Genomic DNA, 19,701 nt, shown 5'->3' on the forward strand with positions numbered 1-19,701 from the left:
TAGATGCCATGCGCCGACATTCGAGGAACCCGCGTCCCGGTGGACCCCGAGTTCGGAGACACTGCAACGACACTCGGGGTGTACGGGACTCCTCTCCGGTCGAGACGGCCCGGACATAGACCGGACCGTCCTGTCCGGAGAGGATTCCCGAACTATGCTCGTCGACGCCGAGAACTGAAGTGGGCAAATGCCTTCGCCATGATCGGGGTGGTGACGAGCATGATGACCAGGCGCAACACCTGAGCGGCCGCGACGAACGTGACGTTGGAGGCGGTGGATGCCGATACGGCCAGCACCGCCGCCAGGCCACCGGGCGTCGTGGCGAGATAGGCCTCGAGCAGGCTCACACCGGTGAGGTGGGAGAGTAGGACGCCCAGGCCGGCGCAGGCCGCCCCGACCAGCAGCGTGAGCAGCGCCGCGTACGGCAGGATTCGTCCGATCGCCCGCAGGCTCGCCCGGTCGAACGCGAGCCCGGCCTGCCAGCCGATGAGAATCAACGCGCCGGTCATCAGCATCGGCGGGACCGCGACCGCGTCGCTCCAGCCGCCGAGTTCGAACCCGGCGCTCACCGCCAGCGGACCCAACGTCGCGGGAGCGGGTAGTCGCACGAGTGATGCCACGGCGGTGCCGCCCACGATGAACAATGCCAGGAACGGCAGGGCCACATACCATTCGGACCCACCGCCCTCGGTGCCTGTCACGGTTTCCGCACCGGTATCGGCGCGGAAGCCGAACGTGACGATCATCGGCATCGACACGACGACGAGCGCCACCCTCAGGTACTGCACCACTGCGACGACCCGGTCGTCGCCGCCGAGTTCGCGGGCCATCGCGACGAGTCCGGTGGCGCCGCCCGCAGTCATGGCGAGGGAACCGGTCACCGCGTCCACGTCGCGGTGCAGCGCGAGCAGGGCCCCGGCCGCCACGCTGAGCGCGAGAGTCGCGGCCGCGATCGAGACCACCGGCATCCACATCGAGCCCAGTCCGGCGATCGTGTCCCGGTGCACCATCAGCCCGACCGCGCTCGCCAGCACTCCCTGCGCAAGCTTTCCCAGCGGGCGCGGCACTCGGGCCGGCCCCCATCCGGTGACGGCCAGGGTCGCCGCGACGATCAGGGCGGAGAAGAGACCGGCCGCCGTCAGACCGACGCTTTCGCCGAGCACCCAGCCGCCGACCGACAGTGCGATCAGTGCGGCCCATCGGAGTCCGTGCCGACGCAGTGCGGCCGCGCGCGTGGGCACGGATCGTTCGGGGGATTGCACGTCGTTCACGGGTGGGCGCCTACTCCGGGATGCTGTCCCTGCTCTATGGTGTGCATCAATGTATACCTTAACGGATGTCACTGCGAACGTTAGGATGTATGCATGACGGGTGGCAGCAAGAGCGAACAGGTATACGAGCAGCTCAAGCAGGACATCCTGAACGGTTCCCTGTCCCCGGGCCAGTCGCTGAGTGCCATCGACGTGGGCGCGCGGTTCTCGGCGTCTCGCACCCCGGTTCGCCAGGCCTTCCTTCGGCTCGAGGGGGAGGGGCTGGTCTCGCTCATCGACCGGCAGGGCGCACGGGTCGCTCCCATCTCGATCAAGAGCGTTCGGGACCTGTTCGAGCTACGCATCCTGCTCGAGGCGGCCGCCGCGCGCATGGTCGCCGAGGCCGTCGCCCGAGACGCCACGGCCCGGCAGCAGTTCGAACAGGTAGCGGACGCACTAGGGGCGATCTCCGAGGAGGACCCATCCGAGTCCCGGCGAGATCGTTTCTACGAACTCGCGGAAACGTACGACCAGGCCGTGATCGCGCACACCCGGAACGCGCAACTAGCCCGATCGATCGCCGAACTCCGGCCGCACACCGAGAGGCTGCGCAACATCGCCCACTCTCGCCCGGACCGTCTCGACGTCTCGTTGGCGGAGCACCTGTCGATGTGCCGTGCGATCCTCGCCGGCGACGGACCGGCGGCTGCCGCGGCCTGCACCGAGCACCTGACCCAGACGCAGAAGACCATCCTCGACGCGGTCGTCGATCCGCAGGGAGCGGCCGTCGCCATCGACCTGGTCACCGCGTAGTCGCCGTGGTCAGAGCGCGAGGATGGCGGGGACGCTGAGGACTGCCACGTAGTACCCCATGAACAGGACGCCTGCGTGGATCTTGAACGCCCGCGACAGCAGACCGCCGACGAGTCCGACAGTGAGGGTGACGGCGAGGCCGAGGATGCCGCCCTCCCAAACGCTGATGACGACGACCAGGCCCGTGACCGTGGCGATGATCGCCTCGTGGCTGACGTACCGGACGACGAGCGTCGCCGCGCGGTGAGCGAAGTTCATCGCAAACGGGTACGCGATGATCGCGGCGATCACCACCGCACCGAGACCGTAGAGCAGAAACTCCCAGTTCGTCAGTGCCGTGGACAGGTTGCGGATCTGCCCGGTGCCGTCGTCGGTGGTGAAGACCGGCGGCGCGTTGAACAGGGGAGCGGCCGGGCCTGCCGCGACCGGGCTCAGCGGCAGACCGAACGCGATGAGCGGGATGAGCGCTTCGGCGATGTAGGTCGATTCGGTGGTTCCGTTGCGCGCGGCGATCACCGACGTCAACCGGTGGTAGCCCTGCTTGACCCGTGAACCGACGACCTCGCCCATGAGCACGGTCATCGCGACCGGGCTGAACACAAATGTGGCGCTCGAGACGGTCGCGGTCGCCGCGACCTGTGCGGTCTGCCTGCCGTCGAGCATCCGGAACGGGTTCGGGAAGTATCCCTTCCACCCCTTGATCTCCGGGGCGAGCCACACCGTCGCCGGTTCCTTGCGGGCCATGTCCTTGCGTCCCGACGCACCCAGTACGAGGAATAGGTCCGCGATGAGCGGGCCGACCGCGATGCCGAGGAAGTAGCTGATGTTCAGCGAGACGTCGTAGCTCTTCGTCAGACGTTCAGCTCCCGGGTCGCCGGATCGAACTCGGACAGGTAGGTGACGTCGGTGCCCATCATCTCGTGGGCGCGGCTTACCAACCGCCCGAGGAGGGCGTCGATGTCACGGAGTTCGGCGAGTTCGCGGGCACTCGAGAACAGCACCCCGAGTTCGCGTTCCCGTCGCCGCAAACGGGTCAGCTCGACCTGGTGCCGGCGCACCTTCTCCGCGAACGCCGCCCTGTCGGCCGGACCGGTAGCGACCCGGTCGAGCGCATCGCGCACTGCGGCCGAGTCGACCGTCAATTCGCCGACCATCGCATCGGCGAGTATCCCCAGCGAGTCGCCGTTCTCCCGTGAATCCGTGCCCACACTCTGCCCTGGCGGCCGGGGAAGTCCCTAGCTCATCCCTTCTTGAGGATCACGGTCTTCGTCTCGGTGTATGCGTCGAAGACCGCCGCACCGTGCTCACGTCCCCAACCGGACTGCTTGTAACCACCGAACGGCAGGGCCGGGTCGAGCACGTGGTAGCTGTTGATCCACACCGTCCCCGCTTTGATGCGCGCCGCGACGTTGTGGGCCTTCGACACATCCGAGGTCCAAATGCCCGCGGCGAGACCGTACTCGGTGTCGTTGGCAGTCCGGACGATGTCGTCGATGTCGTCGAACGGTATCGCGGTGACGACGGGTCCGAAGATCTCTTCCTTCACCACCCGCATGTTCGGTGTGGTGTCGACGAGCACTGTCGGCTCGACGAAGTAGCCGATGTCCCCCTTCCGGCCCCCACCGGTCACGGCGGTGGCACCTTCGGCCCTGCCGCTGTCCAGGTATCCGAGAACGGTGTCGAGTTGCTTCTCCGACACGACGGGACCCATCTGCGTGTCCGGGTCGAGGCTGTCGCCGACCTTCAACGTGGACGCGATCTTGGCGACCCCTTCGACGACCTGGTCGTACACCGTGGACTGAATGAACAGCCGCGACCCGGCCTCGCAGGCCTCACCCTGATTGAAGAAGATGGCCATTGCCGCACCCTCGATGGCGGCGTCGATGTCGGCGTCGTCGAAGACGATGTTGGGGGATTTGCCGCCGAGTTCGAGGGTCACCTTCTTCAGGTTTCCGCGTGCGGCACCGACGATGTGCCGTCCCACCTCGGTCGACCCCGTGAACGAGACCTTGTCGACGCCGGGATGAGCGCTGAGTGCGGCGCCGACGTTCTCGCCGTCGCCTTGCACGATGTTCACCACGCCGTCGGGGATACCGGCCTCGCGGAGCACGTCGCCGAGCAGCGCCGCGCTGAGCGGGGTCTGTTCCGCCGGCTTGAGGATGACGGTGTTGCCCGCGGCGAGTGCGGGGCTCAGCTTCCAGGCTGCGAGCAGCAGCGGGAAGTTCCAGGCGACGATCGCGGCGACGACGCCCACCGGCTCGCGCACGGTGTACGCCAGGTAATCGCCCGGCGCTGCGGTGGACGTGACCGGAATTGTGCTGCCCTCCAGTTTCGTGGGCCACCCCGCCATGTAGCGGAACCAGTCGGCGGACAGGGGGACATCGACCAGACGTGCGTAGGTCAGCGGCTTTCCGTTGTCGAGCGCTTCGACGAGCGCGAATTCCTCGACCCGTTCCTCCAGTAGATCGCCGACCCGCCAGAGAATCTTGCTTCGCTGTGCCGGAGTCATGCGTCCCCACGGTCCGTCGAGTGCTCTGCGAGCAGCCGACACCGCCCGGTTGACGTCCTCGTCGCCGCCGAACGCCACCTGCGCCAAGGCTTCACCATTGCATGGATTGACTGTTGCGAAGACTTCGCCGGAGGCGGACGGAACATTCCGGCCGTCGATCAGATGGAGAACGGGACTCGTCAGGAAGCGGGAGACCTCGGGTGACGGTGCGGGTGATGTCGTTGTCATGGTGTGCTCCTCGATGGTGTATTTGGCCTGTCGGCCGATGGTGGGCAGGGATGTGAACTGTGGTCTCGAACGGTGGCGCGGCTCTCTCTCCGCGCGGAAGATCGTCAATTGCCGGGAACCACAGTGCAGTTCGTCATTCGCCGGCTCGTGGACGACGCTAGTCTCCCGCGTCGAAGGTCATCTGTGTGGAAACCGGACAGTTTCTTGACAACCCCGTCGGAACGCGCAGAATTTGGAGTGCAACAGGCACCGGTTCCGAGTACCCGGCACCGGTGACCCTGCCCAGAAACCGGGAGGTGTCATGCCGTATTGGTCCACCTCAGGTCTGAGCACTCGCGATCAGGCGAGTTACTGGGGTGATGTCGTGTGTGAAGCCTTCACTCCACTGGCACCTCAGCGTGGGCGTGCCCAGACTGCGCGTAGCGCGACCCCGGACGGTATTCCCGGGTGGGTGCGCTCGGAGGCACTGGTCGAGACCAACTGCGCCGAGATCTCCTCGTGCACACAGCTACTGACCCACGGTCCCAGGGAAGTTCGCCGCGCACCCCTGGACGCCTTGTTCGTGAATCTGCAGTTGGAGGGAACGTGTCACGGAGAGCAGGATGGACGCCGTTGCATCGTCCATCCGGGCAGCTATGCCGTGTTCGACACGACGCGCCCGTACACCCTCGAGTTCCGGGAGCCGGACGACGCGGCCAGTTGGCGGGTGTTGTCATTTCGCATTCCTCGGGATCAGTGGAGCGCGAACGTGCGGGGCGTCGGAGCGACGGCGCGCGCCATCGACACGACGAGCGGACCGGGAAACGTCGTCGGGGCAATGATGTCTTCCCTCTGGCGGGAACGCCCCGCCTTCGACCAGACCACGGTGAGAACGCTCGAGCGTTCTTTCACGGATGTTCTCGCCGCAGTAACGGAGCCCCCGGCCGGAGGAACCCGCACCGAAGGTCGTGACGCGGCGCTCCGCCAGATTGTCCGCCATTACATTCGCTCAGCAGTCCCTCTGGGCCGGGTAACCGCGGCGGCCGCTGCGCGCGAAGCCGCCGTCTCGGTGCGAACGCTGCACCGCCTGTTCCAGGCGGTCGGCGCCACGTTCGCGGAGTGTGTTCGGGACGAACGCCTGCAGGGGGCGATGCAGGACCTGGCGGTAGCGCCCGACTCGGTGACCGTGAGTGAGATCGCTGCGCGGTGGGGCTTCTACGACAGCTCCCACCTCACCCGCACGTTTCAGAGCTGTCTCGGTTGCACGCCCACGGAATTTCGCGTCACGAGCAGAGCGTCGGTTGGCCGACGGGTCGTACGAGGTCAACCTGCCACGATTCCGGCGGCGGACAGCATCGGATCGTAGTCCGACCGCTTCATCAGGGCATGGAGCTGCCGGCGCCGAACGCCCATGTTGCCCCCGTCGTAGAGCGGGAAGCACAGGACGTCTTCCATGATTCCGGCGATTGGTGTCTGGTCTCCATAGGAGTTCACTCCCACCACACGCATCGTGTCGTACACCACCTGTACCGCAAGTTCGGACGCGTAGATCTTGACCATGTGGCCGAGCTCTTCGTCCGCGCCGCCCGTCTTGTCGTAGAGATCGCATGCTTTCCACGTGAAGTATCGAGCGGCCTCGATGCGGGTCTTGATGTCGACCAGCATGTACCCGACGTTTTGGTAGTCGATGATCGGGACCGGGCCCGAACGCCTGTCGCTCTTCGCGAAGGTGAAGGCGTAGTCGAATGCCGCCCGCATCCGGCCGACACACGCAGCCCCGATGATCGACGAGGTCCAGTTGAACGTCTTGCGGACGATCTCCATGCCGTCACCGGGCTTTCCGATGATGTTTCCGGCCGGCACGCGCACGTCGGTGAAGGTGATGCGAGGTGATGCCGTGGCACGGTGCCCCATGGTGTCGATATAGGACTCGACAGCGACGCCGGGCGTGTCCCCGGGTACGACGATCACGGCCATCGACTCGTTCAAGGGAAGTGTCGGATCCGTACGGCAGAGAACGCTGATCAGCGCAGCACCGTTGCCGTCCCAACCCGAACCATTGGTGGTGAAGTGCTTGTCCCCGTTGATCACCCATTCGTCGCCGTCCAAGCGCGCGAAGGTTTGCACACCTGCCGAGGCATCCGCATTGTCGAAGTTCGCGCCGCCGGCGGTCTCGGTGAACGCCCACGCCGCGAGTAACGGTTCACTGCCGGCGAAGGGCGGCAGGAACCTGGACTTCTGATCCGCGGTTCCGAAGTGGATGATGGGCTGCAGCCCCAATCCGGTGCCGAGCAGCGCACTGGGAACATTGATGTCGGCACGGGTGAGTTCTTCTGCCGCCAAGGCGAAATCGAGCGACGGCATAGCCGTGCCGCCGTACTCGACCGGCAGCAACGCTTTGAGGAATCCGGCATGCACCATGTCCTGATAGAACGGTTTGATCGCCGCGAAGCGCGCCTCGGGCGTCGGAAGCGGGGCGATGACGCCTTCAACGAGACTGAGCCGCTCGTCGGCGAAGGCTCGCGCCGCCTTCTGCAGGGCCGCCTGGTCTGGACTCAGGTCGAAGTCGATTGCCATTGGGATCAGATCCTCCGTCGATTGTGTGACCCCGGACACGTCCGGGCGTGACACATCAATAGTGGTCCCGCGCCGGCCCTCGAAATTGGACGGTTGCGCCAAAACTCGTGGATGGTTGCGCCAGGACCTGATCGATCCCTGTTGACGACCGATCAGTCGGCAGCGCCGGCGATCCGCTGCGCCGCTTCGTGCAGGGCTCGGTGGTTCTCGTCGTGCCGCCCGGACTGTTCGGCTAGCTGCGGTCGGGTAGGTAGCCCGGTCTAGTACTTCGGTCTATGTCGGATACTCTGGGTGTGCCTCGTGCTCGGCGAGCGAAAGGGTCTGCACATGCGAAACGACGACGACGCCCGGAGCGGCGGCTCCGTTCCGATGCCCCGGCAGGCCGTCACCATGCAGGACATCGCCGACCGCGTGGGCGTGTCGAAGGCATTGGTCTCCATGGTGTTTCGTCGCGTTCCCGGACCGAGTGCGGAGACACGGAAGCGGGTCCTCGACGTCGCGGACGAGCTCGGGTACCGACCGAACCGTACGGCCGCCCTGATGTCGCTCCGGCGGACCCACCTCGTGGGTGTGATGGCGGATATTCGCAACAGCTTCCACGCCGAGATGGTCGAGTACATCGTCGCCGCCGCCGACGAGCACGGGTACGAGGTGGTGCTCGGCGCCCTGACTCCCACGCACGCCGAACCGAAAGTCGTCGAAACGCTGCTCGATTTCCGCTGCGAAGCCCTGATCCTGCTCGGCACCGAACTCGGCGCCGACGTGCTCGACACGCTCGGGGAACGGGTACCGGTGGTCGTGGTCGGCCGCCGCGTCGGTGACAGCGCGGTCGACGTCGTGCGGACGGCGGACGGCAAGGGGATCGGCACCGTCGTCGACCATCTCGTGGAGCTGGGACATCGCCGGATCACGCACCTCAGCGGGGGTACGGGCACGATTGCAGCCGACCGGAGGTCGGGGTACACCCGTGCCATGCGTCGTCACGGACTCGATATCGACGTCGTCGAGGGCGATTTCACCGACAGCGCCGGAACGGCCGCCGCGGGCACTCTGCTCGGGCGGTCGCAGCTTCCCACCGCGGTGATCGCGGCCAACGACCGCAGCGCCATCGGGCTGATCGGCGAACTGCGCAGCCGGGGTGTGCGGATCCCCGAAGACGTCTCGGTCTCCGGATACGACGACAGCGTGCTCGCCCAGCTGGCACACATCGATCTGACGTCGGTCAATCAGCAACCGCGGGAGCAGGCCGCCACCGCGGTGGATGCGGTCATCCAGCGGCTGGACCGGGGGAGGACCGAATCGGTGGCGACCGTCCTCCGGCCGCGGCTCGTCGCGCGTCGTACCACCGCGCCCGCGCCCGTGCCGGTGGACGGATCCCGGTCGGGCGTGTCCTGACCTGCGACGGTCGTCAGTGTTCGGCGGGCCGGGGTTGCTCCGCCTGCGCGGGCAGTGTGCCCAGATCGTGGGTGTAGAGCCAGGTGGTGGCCCGTTCGTAGAAGTGCCCGAAGGCGATCGGCATGACGAGGTCGCGGAGCCGGCGCGCGAGCGGGCCGCTGGTCTTGGCGTCGCGGTTGGTGCGGGCCGCCTTGGCCATCTTCCCGATGCGGGCGCGCCGGAGCCGGTCGTACTCGGCGAGCCCTCCCCGGTCGAGTCTGCCTCGGTGAGTGCCCGGGCCAGGACCACGGCGTCTTCGATGGCCATGGAGGCGCCCTGCCCCGCGCCGACCGGGTGGGCGGCGTCGCCGACGAGGACGACGCGGTCATCGTGCCAGATGGGGACTTCGGCCAGCGTGTGCATGAGCGTCGAACGGTGCAATTGCGCGGTCGCCCTGATGATCTCGAGCGGCTGCGGCTCGAACCGGTACAGCTCGGCGAGTCGGTCGAGCCACCGGTCGTCGCCGACATCTGTCGGTTTCGGTGGCCGGGGATCGGCAACCTGCGCGGACCGCCACACGGTTCCGTCCGGAGCCGGGATGTGGAGAAAGGCGCCGCTGCGCGCGAAGACCATGTTGAACGTGCCGGTCTCGGCCGGGACGCCGTCGGCGAACTGCGCGCGGACACCGTCGCCCGCGGGCTCGGCGCCTACCAGTCGACGGCCCGTGACGATCCGAACACCGGCCTGCGTTGCGCACTTCCGCAGCACCTCGACCAGGGAACCGCGCATCAGCGTCGTGCTGAACAGCGGATCCCCCGACAGCCGTCCGCGCGGAACTTCCGCGAGCAGCCTGCCCGTACCGGACCACATTCGCTGAGTGGGCACCGCGAAACCGGCCTGCTGCACCTGGTCCAGGCAACCGAGCGCCTCCAGCGCCCGCAGTCCGTTGGATGCCAGACTCAGAAATGAGCCCACCTGTCCTGCCGATCGGAGTGTGTTTCGTAGAGGGTGACGTCGGAACCGATGCGGCGCAATGCGATTGCAGTCGCGGTCCCGGCCACACCTCCGCCTGCGACGATGGCCTCCATGCTTCCTCCTGAACTGTCATTCACTGAATCAATGCTCAGTGAAAGTCTTCAGAGTGTGCGGGGAAGGGGCGTTCGTCAAGGGGTGCGGCTTGCTTGCCGGCCCGCCGGGCCGGGGCTTGACAGGGTGTCGTGACTCAGCTCATAGTAGTCGTACTAGACCGGTCAAATAGACCGAACTAGCCGGAGGGCGTCTTCACTCTCGTGCGGGTGTCTGCGGGTAGCCGACGGGCACTCCCGCCGGGTCAACATCACACCGAAAGGCTTCCACTCATGACTTCCAACTCGATCGGTGTCGCCGTCATCGGCGGCGGCATGGCCGGACGAGCGCACGCCGCCGGATATCGCATGGCGTCGACGCTGTTCGGAACCGACCGCCCCGACGTGCGTCTGGTCGCGATTGCCGACACCAACCAGGCCGTCGCCGACGACACCGCGAAGCGGTACGGGTACGAGCGGGCCGAGTACAGCTGGCAGGCCATCGCCGAATCGCCGGACATCGACGCCGTCAGCGTCGTCGTCGCCAACCAGCTGCATCGGGAGATCGTCGAAGGCCTCCTCGCTGCGGGGAAGCACGTGCTGTGCGAGAAGCCCCTGGCCGGGTCCATCGCGGACGCCGAGGCCATGGTCGCGGCCGCCGCGGACGCCGACACGATCGCGACGGTCGGGTACACCTACCGCCGGTCGCCGGCCATCCAGGCGATCCGCGACGAACTCGCGACGGGCCGCCTCGGCGACATCATCCACTTCAACGGGCACTACTGGTGCGACTACGGCCTCGACCCCGCCTCGCCGATCACCTGGCGGTACCGCGGCGGTCCCGGAACCGGTGCGCTGGCGGACGTCGGCAGCCACCTGCTCGACATGGCCGAATTCGTGTGCGGTCCGATCGTCGAGATCAGTGGCGCGACCTTCGCCACGGTGATCACGGAGCGTCCCGTGCCTGCCGGAGTCACCTACGGCCACACCAAGGCCGAGACCACCGGTGAGATGGCACCCGTCGAGAACGAGGACCTCGCGACGTTCACGGCGCGCTTCGAGAACGGCGCGGTCGGAACGTTCTCCGCTTCCCGTGTCGCGCACCAGCTTCCGGACGGGCTCGGTTTCGAGCTGTTCGGGACGTCCGGCTCCGCGGCGTTCGACCTGGCTCGCGCAGCGGAATTCTCGGTGTCCAGCGAGGGCCTCGACCGCACCGTGAACGGTCAGCGTCGGGTGATCATCGGACCGCAGCACCCGTACATCCAGGGCGGCCTGCCGATGGATGCCGGCGGCGTCGGCCACGGCAAGGCGGAGTTCTTCGCCTACCAGGCCCGTGCGTTCCTCGACCAGATCGCCGGCATCGACGTCCTCGGCCCGCTGCCGTCCTTCGCCCACGCCCTGCGCGGCATGCAGATCGTCACCGCCGTCGCGGAGTCCGCCCGCGCCGACGGAGCAGCAGTCAAGATCGGCTGAACCGCAAAACCCCTGAACCCCCACTGCTTCCCACCACGCAAGGAACCCTCATGAAACTCGGTGTGTACACCGCCGTCCTGCACGACCGCAGCCTGCGCGAGGCGCTGGAGACCATCGCGTCCCTCGGACTCGAAGGCGCGGAGATCAACGCGGGCGGCTTCCTGCCCACCCCGCACCTGCCCGTCAAGGAACTCCTCTGCGGTGAGGTGTCACCGCAGGAGTACCTGAAGGTCTTCGACGAGACCGGCGTCTCCATCGCCGGGTTGAACTGCAACGGCAACCCGCTGCACGCGGATCCCGAGGTGGGCCCCGAGGACGCCGAGGACCTGCGCAACGCCATCAAGGTCGCCGGCCTGCTCGGTGTGGACCGGGTGGTCACGATGTCCGGCCTGCCTGCCGCGCACGCCGGCGGCCAGTGGCCGGCATGGCACGTGAACACGTGGGACAGCGGCTATCTCGACTCCCTCGACTACCAGTGGGATCAGGTCGCGGTGCCGTTCTGGAAGGAGATCGACGCGCTCGCCCGTGAGAACGGCGTGAAGGTCGCGATCGAGATGCACCCGCAGAACCTGGTGTTCAACCCGCCGACCCTGAAGCGTCTTGTCGAGAAGACCGGTGCGACGAACGTCGGCGCCGAGATGGACCCGTCGCACCTGTTCTGGCAGGGCATCGATCCGGTCGCCGCGGTCGACTGGCTCGGCGACCTCGTCTTCCACGCCGCGGCGAAGGACACCCGGATCAACGAGAACTGCAAGATCTACGGTGTTCTCGACGACCGGTTCACCCGCATCCCGGCCGACCAGAACCCCACTGGACTCGGTGGCAAGCACGTGGTGAACAAGTGGCCCGAGGACTCGGCGTGGGACTTCGTCGCCGTCGGCCGCGGACACGACGTCGATTTCTGGTCCCGTTTCCTCGCTGCGCTGCAGCGGGTCGACCCCGACATGGCGGTCAACATCGAACACGAGGACATCGAACTGGGACAGCTCGAGGGACTGCAGGTCGCGGCCCGCACCCTGAAGGACGCGGCTTCCGCCGTGGCCTCCCGCTAGAAACCGGTGACGGCGGCCAGGCGGTCGAGGACCAGCCGCAGCGGCGGCCAGGTCGACCTCCCGCGGCGGGTGACGGCGTAGGCCGTCAGCACCACCTTCGGGTTGGTGAGCGGGCGGACTGTGACTTCCTTGCGCGTGGGACGGTCGGCGGGCAGCAGACCCACCCCGTAGCCGGCGGCGACGAGGTCCTCGACGAGGTCGAGGCTGTCGATCTGGTGGGCGATCTGCGGTGTGAATCCCGCGAGCGAGGCGAGGGTGCGGACGGCGTCCTCGTCGGCGGTGTTGCGGGAGTTCACGATCCAGGGTGAACCGGCGTAGGCGGCGACGTCTGCGGGTTCGTCGCCGGCGGGCGCGGGGACGCCGAGTCCCCAGGGAGTCGACCACAACGGGACGGCCTCGAGCGCGGTGCCCGGGGATGCCGGTGCCAGGTTGTAGTCGTAGGTCAGTGCGAGATCGAGTTCGTCGTCGGCGAGCAACGCGAACGCCTCGACCGGCTCGTACTCGCTGATCACCACGTCCACCTGCGTGTGGGTGCGGGCCAGTTCGGCGACGACCGGGAGCAGCGACACCCGGATGCCGGTCGCGAAACCCCCGACGCGCAGGGTGCCGACCGGCTCGGCGTGGGGGTCGAGGTCGAGCCGGGCGGCGTCGACGGCCGCGAGGATGGTGACGGCGTGGTCGGCCAGCCGGCGACCGGCCGGAGTGAGCCGCACCCGGCGGCCGGTCGGTTCGACGAGCTGCGCACCCGTCTCCTTCGCCAGTGCGGCGATCTGCTGGGAGACGGTCGAGGTGGTCAGCCGGTGTGTCTCGGCGACCTCGCGCATGGAGCCGAGGCGGGAGAGCTCGAGCAGGAGATGCAGGCGGCGGGTATCCACTCCCCAATTGTTCGCGATATCCGAACGGTTTGTCCATGAAAGTCACGTGGACGTGAACGGTCGAGGTGTCATTCAATGCAGGCATGACCAGGAACTCGACCCACGTCGGCGCGACGATGGCGCTGACCTCGATGCTGTGCGTACAGAGCGGACTCGCCATCTCCGTGGGCGTGTCCGAGCGCGTCGGCGCCGAGGGCGCCGCCTGGTTGCGCCTGGCGTGGGCGGGGGTATTGCTGGCCGTGATCGTGCGGCCTCGGCCGAAGGCGTTCACGCGTTCGTCCCTCGGCGCGTGTGTTCTGCTCGGAGTGGTCACGGCGGCGGTCACCCTGCTGTTCATGGCCGCAGTGGACCGGATCCCCCTGGGAACAGCCAGCGCGCTGGAGTTCCTCGGGCCCCTCGGCGTCGCTGTTCTGCACGGACGAGGTCGCCTGAAGTGGCCGGCGCTGGCGGCCGTGGGGGTGCTGCTGCTGACGCAACCCTGGGCCGGCGGCGTCGACCCGGTCGGAATCCTGTTCGCGCTGGGCGCGGCCGCGTGCTGGGCCCTCTACATCGTGCTCACCCAGCGCGTGGGCGACGAGGTGGCCGGTCTCAACGGGCTCGCGGTGTCCATGCCGGTCGCCGGATTGGTCGCGACTGCGGTGGGCGGGCCGTCGATGCTCGGAAAGATGACGCCGGACCTGTTGATGATCGGGCTGGGTTTGGCGATACTGCTCCCGGTCGTGCCGTTCACGCTGGAGATGCTCGCCCTGCGCCGGCTGAACACCGCGGCGTTCGGGACGCTGATGAGTCTGGAACCGGCGCTCGCGTTGATCATCGGGCTCGTGGTGTTGCACCAGATTCCGGACCACGCTGCCGTCGCCGGTATCTGCTTCGTGGTCGCGGCGGGAATCGGAGCGGCGCGGGCCGGGGCGCGCACGACGCCCGACCAGGGCGACGTCACGGAGTCTGCCGCACCGTTGTCCGCGCCGACCTGATACCTTGAACGTCGTTCAAGTTTGCAGCAAGAGGAGTCGTCATGGCAGGTGTCGAGAGTGCTCGGGTGTCGAGGCTCGGTATTTCAGCGCGGGACATGGCGCAGATCGCGGTGTTCGCCGCGCTGATCGCGGCGCTGGGACTGCCCGGCGCCATCACGGTCGGCTTCAGCGGAGTGCCGATCACACTGCAGACGCTCGGCGTCATCCTCGCCGGCGCGGTGCTGGGCGCTCGCAAGGGCACAGCCGCCGTCGCGGTGTTCATCGCACTGACCCTCATCGGCCTGCCGCTGCTGTCCGGTGGCCGGACCGGACTGACCGCGCTCGCAGGCCCGAGCGCTGGATACCTCATCGGCTGGATTCCCGCGACGCTGGTCATCGGCCTCCTCACCGCTCGGATCCTGCCGAAGTACCCGATCGTTCTCGGTCTCCTGATCAACGCCCTCGGCGGGATCGTCGTCATCTACGTCTTCGGCACCGTCGGGCTCCTGCTCCGCACCGATCTGGGTGTCGGCGCCGCCATCACCACCAACTTCGCCTTCATCCCCGGCGACCTGCTGAAGGTCGTCGTCGCGACCGTGGTCGCCAAGAGCGTGCATCGCGCGTACCCCGGCCTGATCCGTACGTGAGTTCCGAACTCGGCGGCTCCGGCGATCAGCCTGCTCTCGATTTCGAAGACCGCACCTACACGTACGCCGAACTCGACCGTGCCATCGACCGATGGATCCTCGAGCACGGCTCGGGTGCGTCAGCCTACGACGCGTCGACGTTGCCGGTCCCGGACGCCCTGATCTGCGTGTGCGCGGCGGCGCGGCGGGGGACGGCGGTGATCGTCGAGAACCCCGACGCGCGCCCGGACCGCACGGTGATTCCACCGTCCGCGTTTCTGCTGGTCGCGACGTCCGGCTCCACCGGCAGCCCGCGTCCGCTCGCGCGCACCGCGGCCTCCTGGTTCGACAGCTTCCCCGCCTTCACCGCGATCACCGGCATCGACGCGACCGACCACGTGCTGATCACCGGCCCGTTGCACGCCACGATGCATCTGTTCGGCGCCGTGCACGCATTGTGGCGCGGCGCGTGCGTCACCGACGACCCGTCCCGGGCGACAGTCGTGCACGCCGTTCCCGCCGTTCTCCGTGAGGTCGTGGGGAAGGCCCCGAAGCTGCGCACGGCGATCGTCGCCGGGACCGCCCTGGACGACGGCGCCCGCGCGGTGGCGGAGGGCATCGAGATCGTCGAGTATTACGGCGCCGCGGAACTCTCCCTCGTCGCGGCACGCCGGGTGCCCGAACCGCTCCGGCTGCTGGACGGCGTCGACGCCGACATCCGCGACGGTCTGCTGTACGTCCGGTCGCCGTACAGCGTGATCGGAGTCCCGGAGTGGTTCGGCGTCGGTGACCTGGCCGAACTCGGAAATGATGGCGAGCTGACGGTGCGCGGCCGGGGCGAATCCGCGATCAACGTCGGCGGCACCACGGTGGTTGCCGAGGACGTCGAGCGCATCCTCGAGACGGTCGATGGTATCGCCGCGGCCGCCGTCGTCGGGTCGCCGCATTCGGTGCTCGGCGAGACCGTCACCGCCGTGGTGGAGCTCGACGGCGCCGCGGAGATCGGTGACGTCCGTTCGCGCGCACGCCGGATGCTGACGAAGGAAGCCCTGCCCCGCCGCTGGGTGCCGATCGAGTCGATGCCGCGGACCGCCAGTGGCAAGGTCGCCCGCGGCCGAGTGAGAGACTGGCTGGCATGAGCTCTGTCCCTGTTCTGGTGGCGCCGCGCCGGACGCCGATCGGCAATGCCGGGCACGGGTTCGCCGATCTGACCACCACCGATCTGGCCGCCCCGGTGTTGTGCGATGTCCTGACGTCGCTGCGGGAGTCGGGCCTCGACGCCGAGGTCGACGACGTCGTCCTCGGCAACTGCCTCGGGCCGGGCGGTGATCCCGCGCGGGTCGCGGCCCTGCAGGCGGGGATGGGCGTGGAGGTTCCCGGTGTCACCGTCGACCGGCAGTGCGGTTCCGGCCTCGACGCGGTGATGCAGGCCGCGCTCCGCGTGCGCAGCGGTGCCGACGAGCTGATTCTGGCCGGTGGCGTCGAATCGGCGAGCACGGCGCCGTGGCGGTTCTGGCCGCCGGTGTCGGGCGCCGATCCGGTGCGCTACACCCGCGCTCCCTTTGCGCCGCACGGCTTCCCCGACCCCGACATGGGAGCGGCCGCGGACGAACTCGCGCGGGTACGCGGTATCAGCCGTGAGCGGCAGGACGCGTACGCGGCGCGGTCGCACACGCTCGCGGCGGCCGCCGACTTCTCGTCGGAAATCGTGCCGATCGGTGACATCGCGCGGGACCAGCGCATTCGCGCAGGCATGACCGAGGCCAGGCTCGCGCGGCTGCGCCCCAGCTTCGGTGCCGGCGGAACGGCTACGGCGGGGAACTCCTGCGGCATCTCGGACGGCGCCGCCGTGCTGGCGGTGACGACGGAGTCGCTGTCCGCCGGACTGCCTGCGTTGCGAATCCTCGGTTCCGCCGTCGCGGGATCGGACCCGGCGCTGCCCGGTCTCGGACCGGTCCCCGCGATCCGCAAACTCCTGAAGAGAACCGGATACGACGTGGCGGATCTGGGCGTCGTCGAGATCACCGAGGCCTTCGCGTCGGTGGTCCTGGCGGTGTCGGACGAACTCGGCCTGGACGAATCCGTGATCTGCCCGCAGGGCGGCGCCATCGCCATGGGACACCCATGGGGAGCGTCGGGAGCGATCTTGCTGGTGCGCTTGGCAAGTCAGATGCTGCGCGAGGACGGACCCGCGCTCGGGCTCGCGGCCTGCGCCATCGGCGGCGGACAGGGCATCGCGATGCTCGTGGAGCGCGTGTCGTGAGTGAGATCGTCTTCGATTCGGTGACGCATGCCTTCGGGGACCGCCCGGTGCTCCGCGGCGTCGACCTGCGATTCTCCGAGCGTCGCGTCGGCATCATCGGATCCAACGGTTCCGGCAAGTCGACCCTGGCGCGCATGATCAACGGGTTGCTGAAGCCCACCTCCGGCACCGTCACGGTCGACGGTGTCGACGCCGCCAAAAAGGGCGCCCAGGTGCGCCGCAAGGTCGGGTTCGTGTTCACCGATCCCGACACCCAGATCGTCATGCCCACGGTGTCCGAGGACCTGGCGTTCTCGCTGCGCCGGTCCGGTCTGAGCAAGCCGGAGATCGCCGCCCGCGTCGAGGAGATCCTGGTGCGGTTCCGGCTCGACCAGCACGCCGATCACCCCGCGCACCTGCTGTCCGGTGGCCAGAAGCAGTTGCTCGCCATCGGTGCCGTCCTCATCCGCAGGCCCGAGGTGATCATCGCCGACGAGCCGACCACACTGCTGGATCTGCGGAACGCCCGCGTCGTCGCCGAAGCACTCGATTCGATGGACCAGCAGGTGATCGTCGTGACCCACCAACTGGCGCTGCTGGAGAGTTTCGAAAGGGTCATCGTCATCGACGACGGTCTCGTCGCATTCGACGGCAGCCCGGACGACGCCGTCCCCGCGTACCGGCAGTTGGTCGAATGATCGGCCTGTACCGCCCGGGCGACTCGCTCCTGCACAGGATGCCCGCCGGGCTGAAACTGTTGCTGTTGATCGCGTCGATCGTCACCGCCACCGTGTTCGTGCGTACCCCGCTCGAGGTCGGTCTCGTCATCCTGGTGGTGGGCCTGCTGTTCGCGGTGGCTGGCATTCCGTGGCGGGTCGCCGTGGCGCAGTTGCGTCCGGTGGTGTGGATGTTGTTGATCATCGCCGTGTTCCAGGTGCTGATCACCTCGCCCGCGCGGGCGGTCGTCGTGTGCGGGGTGCTGCTGATCTCGGTGGCGCTCGCCGCGTTGGTCACGCTCACCACCAGGGTCACCGACATGCTCGACACGGTGTCGCGCGCACTCGGGCCGTTGCGGAGGTTCGGGGTCGACCCGGACCGGATCGGACTCCTGCTCGCGTTGGCGATCCGGTGTATCCCGCTGTTGACGGGAATCGTGCAGGAGGTGGCGCAGGCGCGGAAGGCGCGCGGGTTGCAATGGTCGATGACGGCGCTGGCCACACCGGTTCTGGTCCGCGCCCTCCGGACCGCGGATGCGATGGGCGACGCCCTCGTCGCACGGGGAGTGGACGATGACTGAGCTGCTCGCCGAGCGTGTCGCTCGACGGGCCGCCGAGAACCCGGAGACGACAGCGGTCGTGTCCACGCGCGAGACCGTCGACTACGGCCGGTTCTGGTCGCGGGTCACACGCACCGCCGCCGGGCTCGACGGCATGAACCGGGTCGCCGTGCTGCCGACGTCGGATGTCGGGTCGCTGGTCGTGGTGACGGCGGCGATGCACGCGGGAGTCAGCGTCGTGCTGCTGCATCGGCATCTCCTGCCCGCGCAACTGACGCGGGTGCTCGAGCTCGCGAAACCCGGCGCCGTGGTGGCCGCGTCACACCAGCACACCAGGCTACGGAGACTGGGATTCGACGGGACCGTCGAGACGGCGGACAGCCTCGAATCCGACGGCGTCGCGGACCGGGCGCGTCCCGGCACCGAACTGCTGGTCGGCATCACGTCCGGCACCACCGGTGAGCCGAAGCTGTTCGTGCGCAAGCAGCGATCGTGGGCCACGACCCTCGACCGCTCGGACGCGACGTTCGACATCGGCAGCGGCGACCGCGTGGCGGTGCCCGGAGTTCTCGACCACACCCATTTCCTGTACGGCGCGCTGCACGGGCTCACTCGCGGTGCGACGGTGGATCTGCGACCGGTCACGCACTCGCTGCGCGACGCGGCCACACATCTGTACTCGGTACCCACCATCGCCTGGGACGTGGTGCGGTCGGGGATCGGTCCGGTCGGCAGCGTCCGTGAGGTGCTGTCGTCGGCGGCCCGGTGGCCGCGCACCGGGCGTGAGGCGTTGCAGGAGGTGCTGCCGAATGCGTCGCTCGTGCACTTCTACGGCGCATCCGAACTGAGCTTCGTGTCCTTCGACCGGGGTGTCGGCGCCGCCGACGAGCATGCGGTAGGCGAACTGTTCGACGGCGTCGACGCAGAGATTCGCGAGGGCCTCGTTCACGTGCGCAGCGACATGCTGTTCGACGGCTACCTCACCGAGGACGGCGTGGTGAACGGCCCCGCCGACGGGTGGATGACGGTGGGGGACCGAGGCCGGGTGGCGGGCAACAGCCTGCAGTTGTTCGGTCGCGACAGCGACACGGTGATCCGGGCGGGACTCAATGTGGAACCCGCGGCCATCGAGGCGGCGTTGACCGCACTCCCCGGGATCTCGGAGGCCGCGTGCATCGGAGTGCCCGACAGCCGGATGGGCGAGGCACCGGCCGCCGCGATCGTGATGGACGGCGACGGGCCGAGTTCCGGCGAGATCTGGCGGCATCTGCGCGCCACGTTGCCCAGCCCGAGCATGCCGGTTCAGGTGCTCGCGGTCGACAGCTTGCCACGCACGCCGCGCGGCAAGCTCGACCGTCAGGCGCTCGCCGCCACCCTGTCGGCGTCTCGGGACCGGAATCCCGCGTAACC

21 protein-coding genes and 1 pseudogene are annotated in these 19,701 nt (G+C 68.2%); 13 read left to right on the forward strand and 9 right to left on the reverse strand.

All coding sequences use genetic code 11. The annotated features are described in order from the left end of the window. Positions 1-152: 152 nt before the first annotated feature. Positions 153-1,271, reverse strand: coding sequence for an AbrB family protein (locus RHA1_RS25630; RefSeq protein ID WP_009478274.1), 1,119 nt, complete (start codon positions 1,269-1,271; stop codon positions 153-155). Between the two features lie 93 nt (positions 1,272-1,364). Here RHA1_RS25630 and RHA1_RS25635 point away from each other — a divergent pair, with 93 nt between their 5' ends. Beyond that, the gene (locus tag RHA1_RS25635) at positions 1,365-2,063 is read left to right on the forward strand and encodes a GntR family transcriptional regulator (protein ID WP_011597441.1); all 699 of its coding nucleotides are present in this window, start codon (positions 1,365-1,367) and stop codon (positions 2,061-2,063) included. A 9-nt stretch (positions 2,064-2,072) separates the two neighbouring features. Here RHA1_RS25635 and RHA1_RS25640 read toward each other — a convergent pair whose 3' ends face one another. From RHA1_RS25640 to RHA1_RS25650, 3 genes are all read right to left on the reverse strand, one after another. Next, positions 2,073-2,807: a tripartite tricarboxylate transporter permease gene (locus tag RHA1_RS25640; protein ID WP_011597442.1), complete on the reverse strand. Its 735-nt coding sequence runs from the start codon at positions 2,805-2,807 to the stop codon at positions 2,073-2,075. Positions 2,808-2,914: 107 nt separating this feature from the next. Then, positions 2,915-3,271: a hypothetical protein gene (locus RHA1_RS25645; protein ID WP_011597443.1), complete on the reverse strand. Its 357-nt coding sequence runs from the start codon at positions 3,269-3,271 to the stop codon at positions 2,915-2,917. Between the two features lie 32 nt (positions 3,272-3,303). Continuing rightward, entirely contained in the window at positions 3,304-4,800 is a 1,497-nt protein-coding gene (locus RHA1_RS25650) for an aldehyde dehydrogenase family protein (RefSeq protein WP_050787522.1), read from the reverse strand. Between the two features lie 451 nt (positions 4,801-5,251). On the opposite strand from RHA1_RS25650, the gene RHA1_RS25655 reads away from it, so the two are divergent. Beyond that, positions 5,252-6,145 carry a helix-turn-helix domain-containing protein gene (locus tag RHA1_RS25655; RefSeq protein ID WP_041812014.1) on the forward strand — a complete coding sequence of 298 codons (894 nt, stop codon included), beginning with the start codon at positions 5,252-5,254 and terminating at the stop codon, positions 6,143-6,145. Here RHA1_RS25655 and RHA1_RS25660 read toward each other — a convergent pair. After that, the gene (locus RHA1_RS25660; protein ID WP_009478280.1) at positions 6,103-7,356 is read right to left on the reverse strand and encodes an acyl-CoA dehydrogenase family protein; all 1,254 of its coding nucleotides are present in this window, start codon (positions 7,354-7,356) and stop codon (positions 6,103-6,105) included. The two genes, RHA1_RS25655 and RHA1_RS25660, sit on opposite strands and share 43 nt — an antisense overlap. 327 nt (positions 7,357-7,683) lie before the next feature. Between RHA1_RS25660 and RHA1_RS25665 the strand changes: the two genes are divergently transcribed. Continuing rightward, positions 7,684-8,751 carry a LacI family DNA-binding transcriptional regulator gene (locus RHA1_RS25665; protein ID WP_081437535.1) on the forward strand — a complete coding sequence of 356 codons (1,068 nt, stop codon included), beginning with the start codon at positions 7,684-7,686 and terminating at the stop codon, positions 8,749-8,751. Between the two features lie 13 nt (positions 8,752-8,764). Here the strand turns inward: RHA1_RS25665 and RHA1_RS51325 are convergent, their stop codons facing one another. Then, positions 8,765-8,950, reverse strand: a complete 186-nt coding sequence (locus RHA1_RS51325; RefSeq protein ID WP_011597449.1) for a hypothetical protein — start codon at positions 8,948-8,950, stop codon at positions 8,765-8,767. A gap of 119 nt (positions 8,951-9,069) precedes the next feature. Then, positions 9,070-9,309, reverse strand: a pseudogene (locus RHA1_RS52005) (salicylate 1-monooxygenase); the annotation flags it as partial. Between RHA1_RS52005 and RHA1_RS52010 the strand changes: the two are divergent. Beyond that, complete coding sequence (locus tag RHA1_RS52010) at positions 9,202-9,699, forward strand: hypothetical protein (RefSeq protein ID WP_237727023.1); 498 nt, start codon at positions 9,202-9,204, stop codon at positions 9,697-9,699. The pseudogene RHA1_RS52005 and the gene RHA1_RS52010 overlap by 108 nt on opposite strands. Here RHA1_RS52010 and RHA1_RS53650 read toward each other — a convergent pair. Beyond that, the gene (locus tag RHA1_RS53650; protein ID WP_202800451.1) at positions 9,690-9,818 is read right to left on the reverse strand and encodes an NAD(P)-binding protein; all 129 of its coding nucleotides are present in this window, start codon (positions 9,816-9,818) and stop codon (positions 9,690-9,692) included. The genes RHA1_RS52010 and RHA1_RS53650 overlap by 10 nt on opposite strands. A 270-nt stretch (positions 9,819-10,088) precedes the next feature. Between RHA1_RS53650 and RHA1_RS25675 the strand changes: the two genes are divergently transcribed. Further along, on the forward strand, positions 10,089-11,267 hold the full coding sequence (locus tag RHA1_RS25675) for a Gfo/Idh/MocA family protein (RefSeq protein WP_011597451.1): 1,179 nt from the start codon (positions 10,089-10,091) through the stop codon (positions 11,265-11,267). Between the two features lie 50 nt (positions 11,268-11,317). Then, a complete protein-coding gene (locus tag RHA1_RS25680; protein ID WP_011597452.1) occupies positions 11,318-12,319 on the forward strand; it encodes a sugar phosphate isomerase/epimerase family protein in 1,002 nt (333 codons plus the stop codon). Here RHA1_RS25680 and RHA1_RS25685 read toward each other — a convergent pair. Next, a complete protein-coding gene (locus tag RHA1_RS25685; RefSeq protein ID WP_011597453.1) occupies positions 12,316-13,194 on the reverse strand; it encodes a LysR family transcriptional regulator in 879 nt (292 codons plus the stop codon). The genes RHA1_RS25680 and RHA1_RS25685 overlap by 4 nt on opposite strands. 83 nt (positions 13,195-13,277) lie before the next feature. On the opposite strand from RHA1_RS25685, the gene RHA1_RS25690 reads away from it, so the two are divergent. From RHA1_RS25690 to RHA1_RS25720, 7 genes are read left to right on the forward strand one after another with little or no spacing between them, the layout of a single operon-like run. Next, positions 13,278-14,168, forward strand: coding sequence for an EamA family transporter (locus tag RHA1_RS25690; protein WP_081437468.1), 891 nt, complete (start codon positions 13,278-13,280; stop codon positions 14,166-14,168). Positions 14,169-14,209: 41 nt separating this feature from the next. Continuing rightward, entirely contained in the window at positions 14,210-14,794 is a 585-nt protein-coding gene (locus tag RHA1_RS25695) for a biotin transporter BioY (protein ID WP_011597455.1), read from the forward strand. Then, positions 14,791-15,912, forward strand: coding sequence for a class I adenylate-forming enzyme family protein (locus RHA1_RS25700; protein WP_011597456.1), 1,122 nt, complete (start codon positions 14,791-14,793; stop codon positions 15,910-15,912). The genes RHA1_RS25695 and RHA1_RS25700 overlap by 4 nt, the downstream gene beginning before the upstream one ends. Beyond that, positions 15,909-17,036, forward strand: coding sequence for a thiolase family protein (locus RHA1_RS25705; protein ID WP_011597457.1), 1,128 nt, complete (start codon positions 15,909-15,911; stop codon positions 17,034-17,036). The genes RHA1_RS25700 and RHA1_RS25705 overlap by 4 nt, the downstream gene beginning before the upstream one ends. Continuing rightward, complete coding sequence (locus RHA1_RS25710; RefSeq protein WP_009478291.1) at positions 17,033-17,713, forward strand: energy-coupling factor ABC transporter ATP-binding protein; 681 nt, start codon at positions 17,033-17,035, stop codon at positions 17,711-17,713. Before RHA1_RS25705 ends, RHA1_RS25710 begins: the two co-directional genes overlap by 4 nt. Continuing rightward, entirely contained in the window at positions 17,710-18,312 is a 603-nt protein-coding gene (locus tag RHA1_RS25715; RefSeq protein WP_011597458.1) for an energy-coupling factor transporter transmembrane component T family protein, read from the forward strand. The genes RHA1_RS25710 and RHA1_RS25715 overlap by 4 nt, the downstream gene beginning before the upstream one ends. Then, entirely contained in the window at positions 18,305-19,699 is a 1,395-nt protein-coding gene (locus RHA1_RS25720) for an AMP-binding protein (protein ID WP_011597459.1), read from the forward strand. The genes RHA1_RS25715 and RHA1_RS25720 overlap by 8 nt, the downstream gene beginning before the upstream one ends. Positions 19,700-19,701 lie beyond the last annotated feature (2 nt).

The sequence above is a fragment of the Rhodococcus jostii RHA1 genome, from assembly GCF_000014565.1.
Classification (GTDB): domain Bacteria; phylum Actinomycetota; class Actinomycetes; order Mycobacteriales; family Mycobacteriaceae; genus Rhodococcus_F; species Rhodococcus_F jostii_A.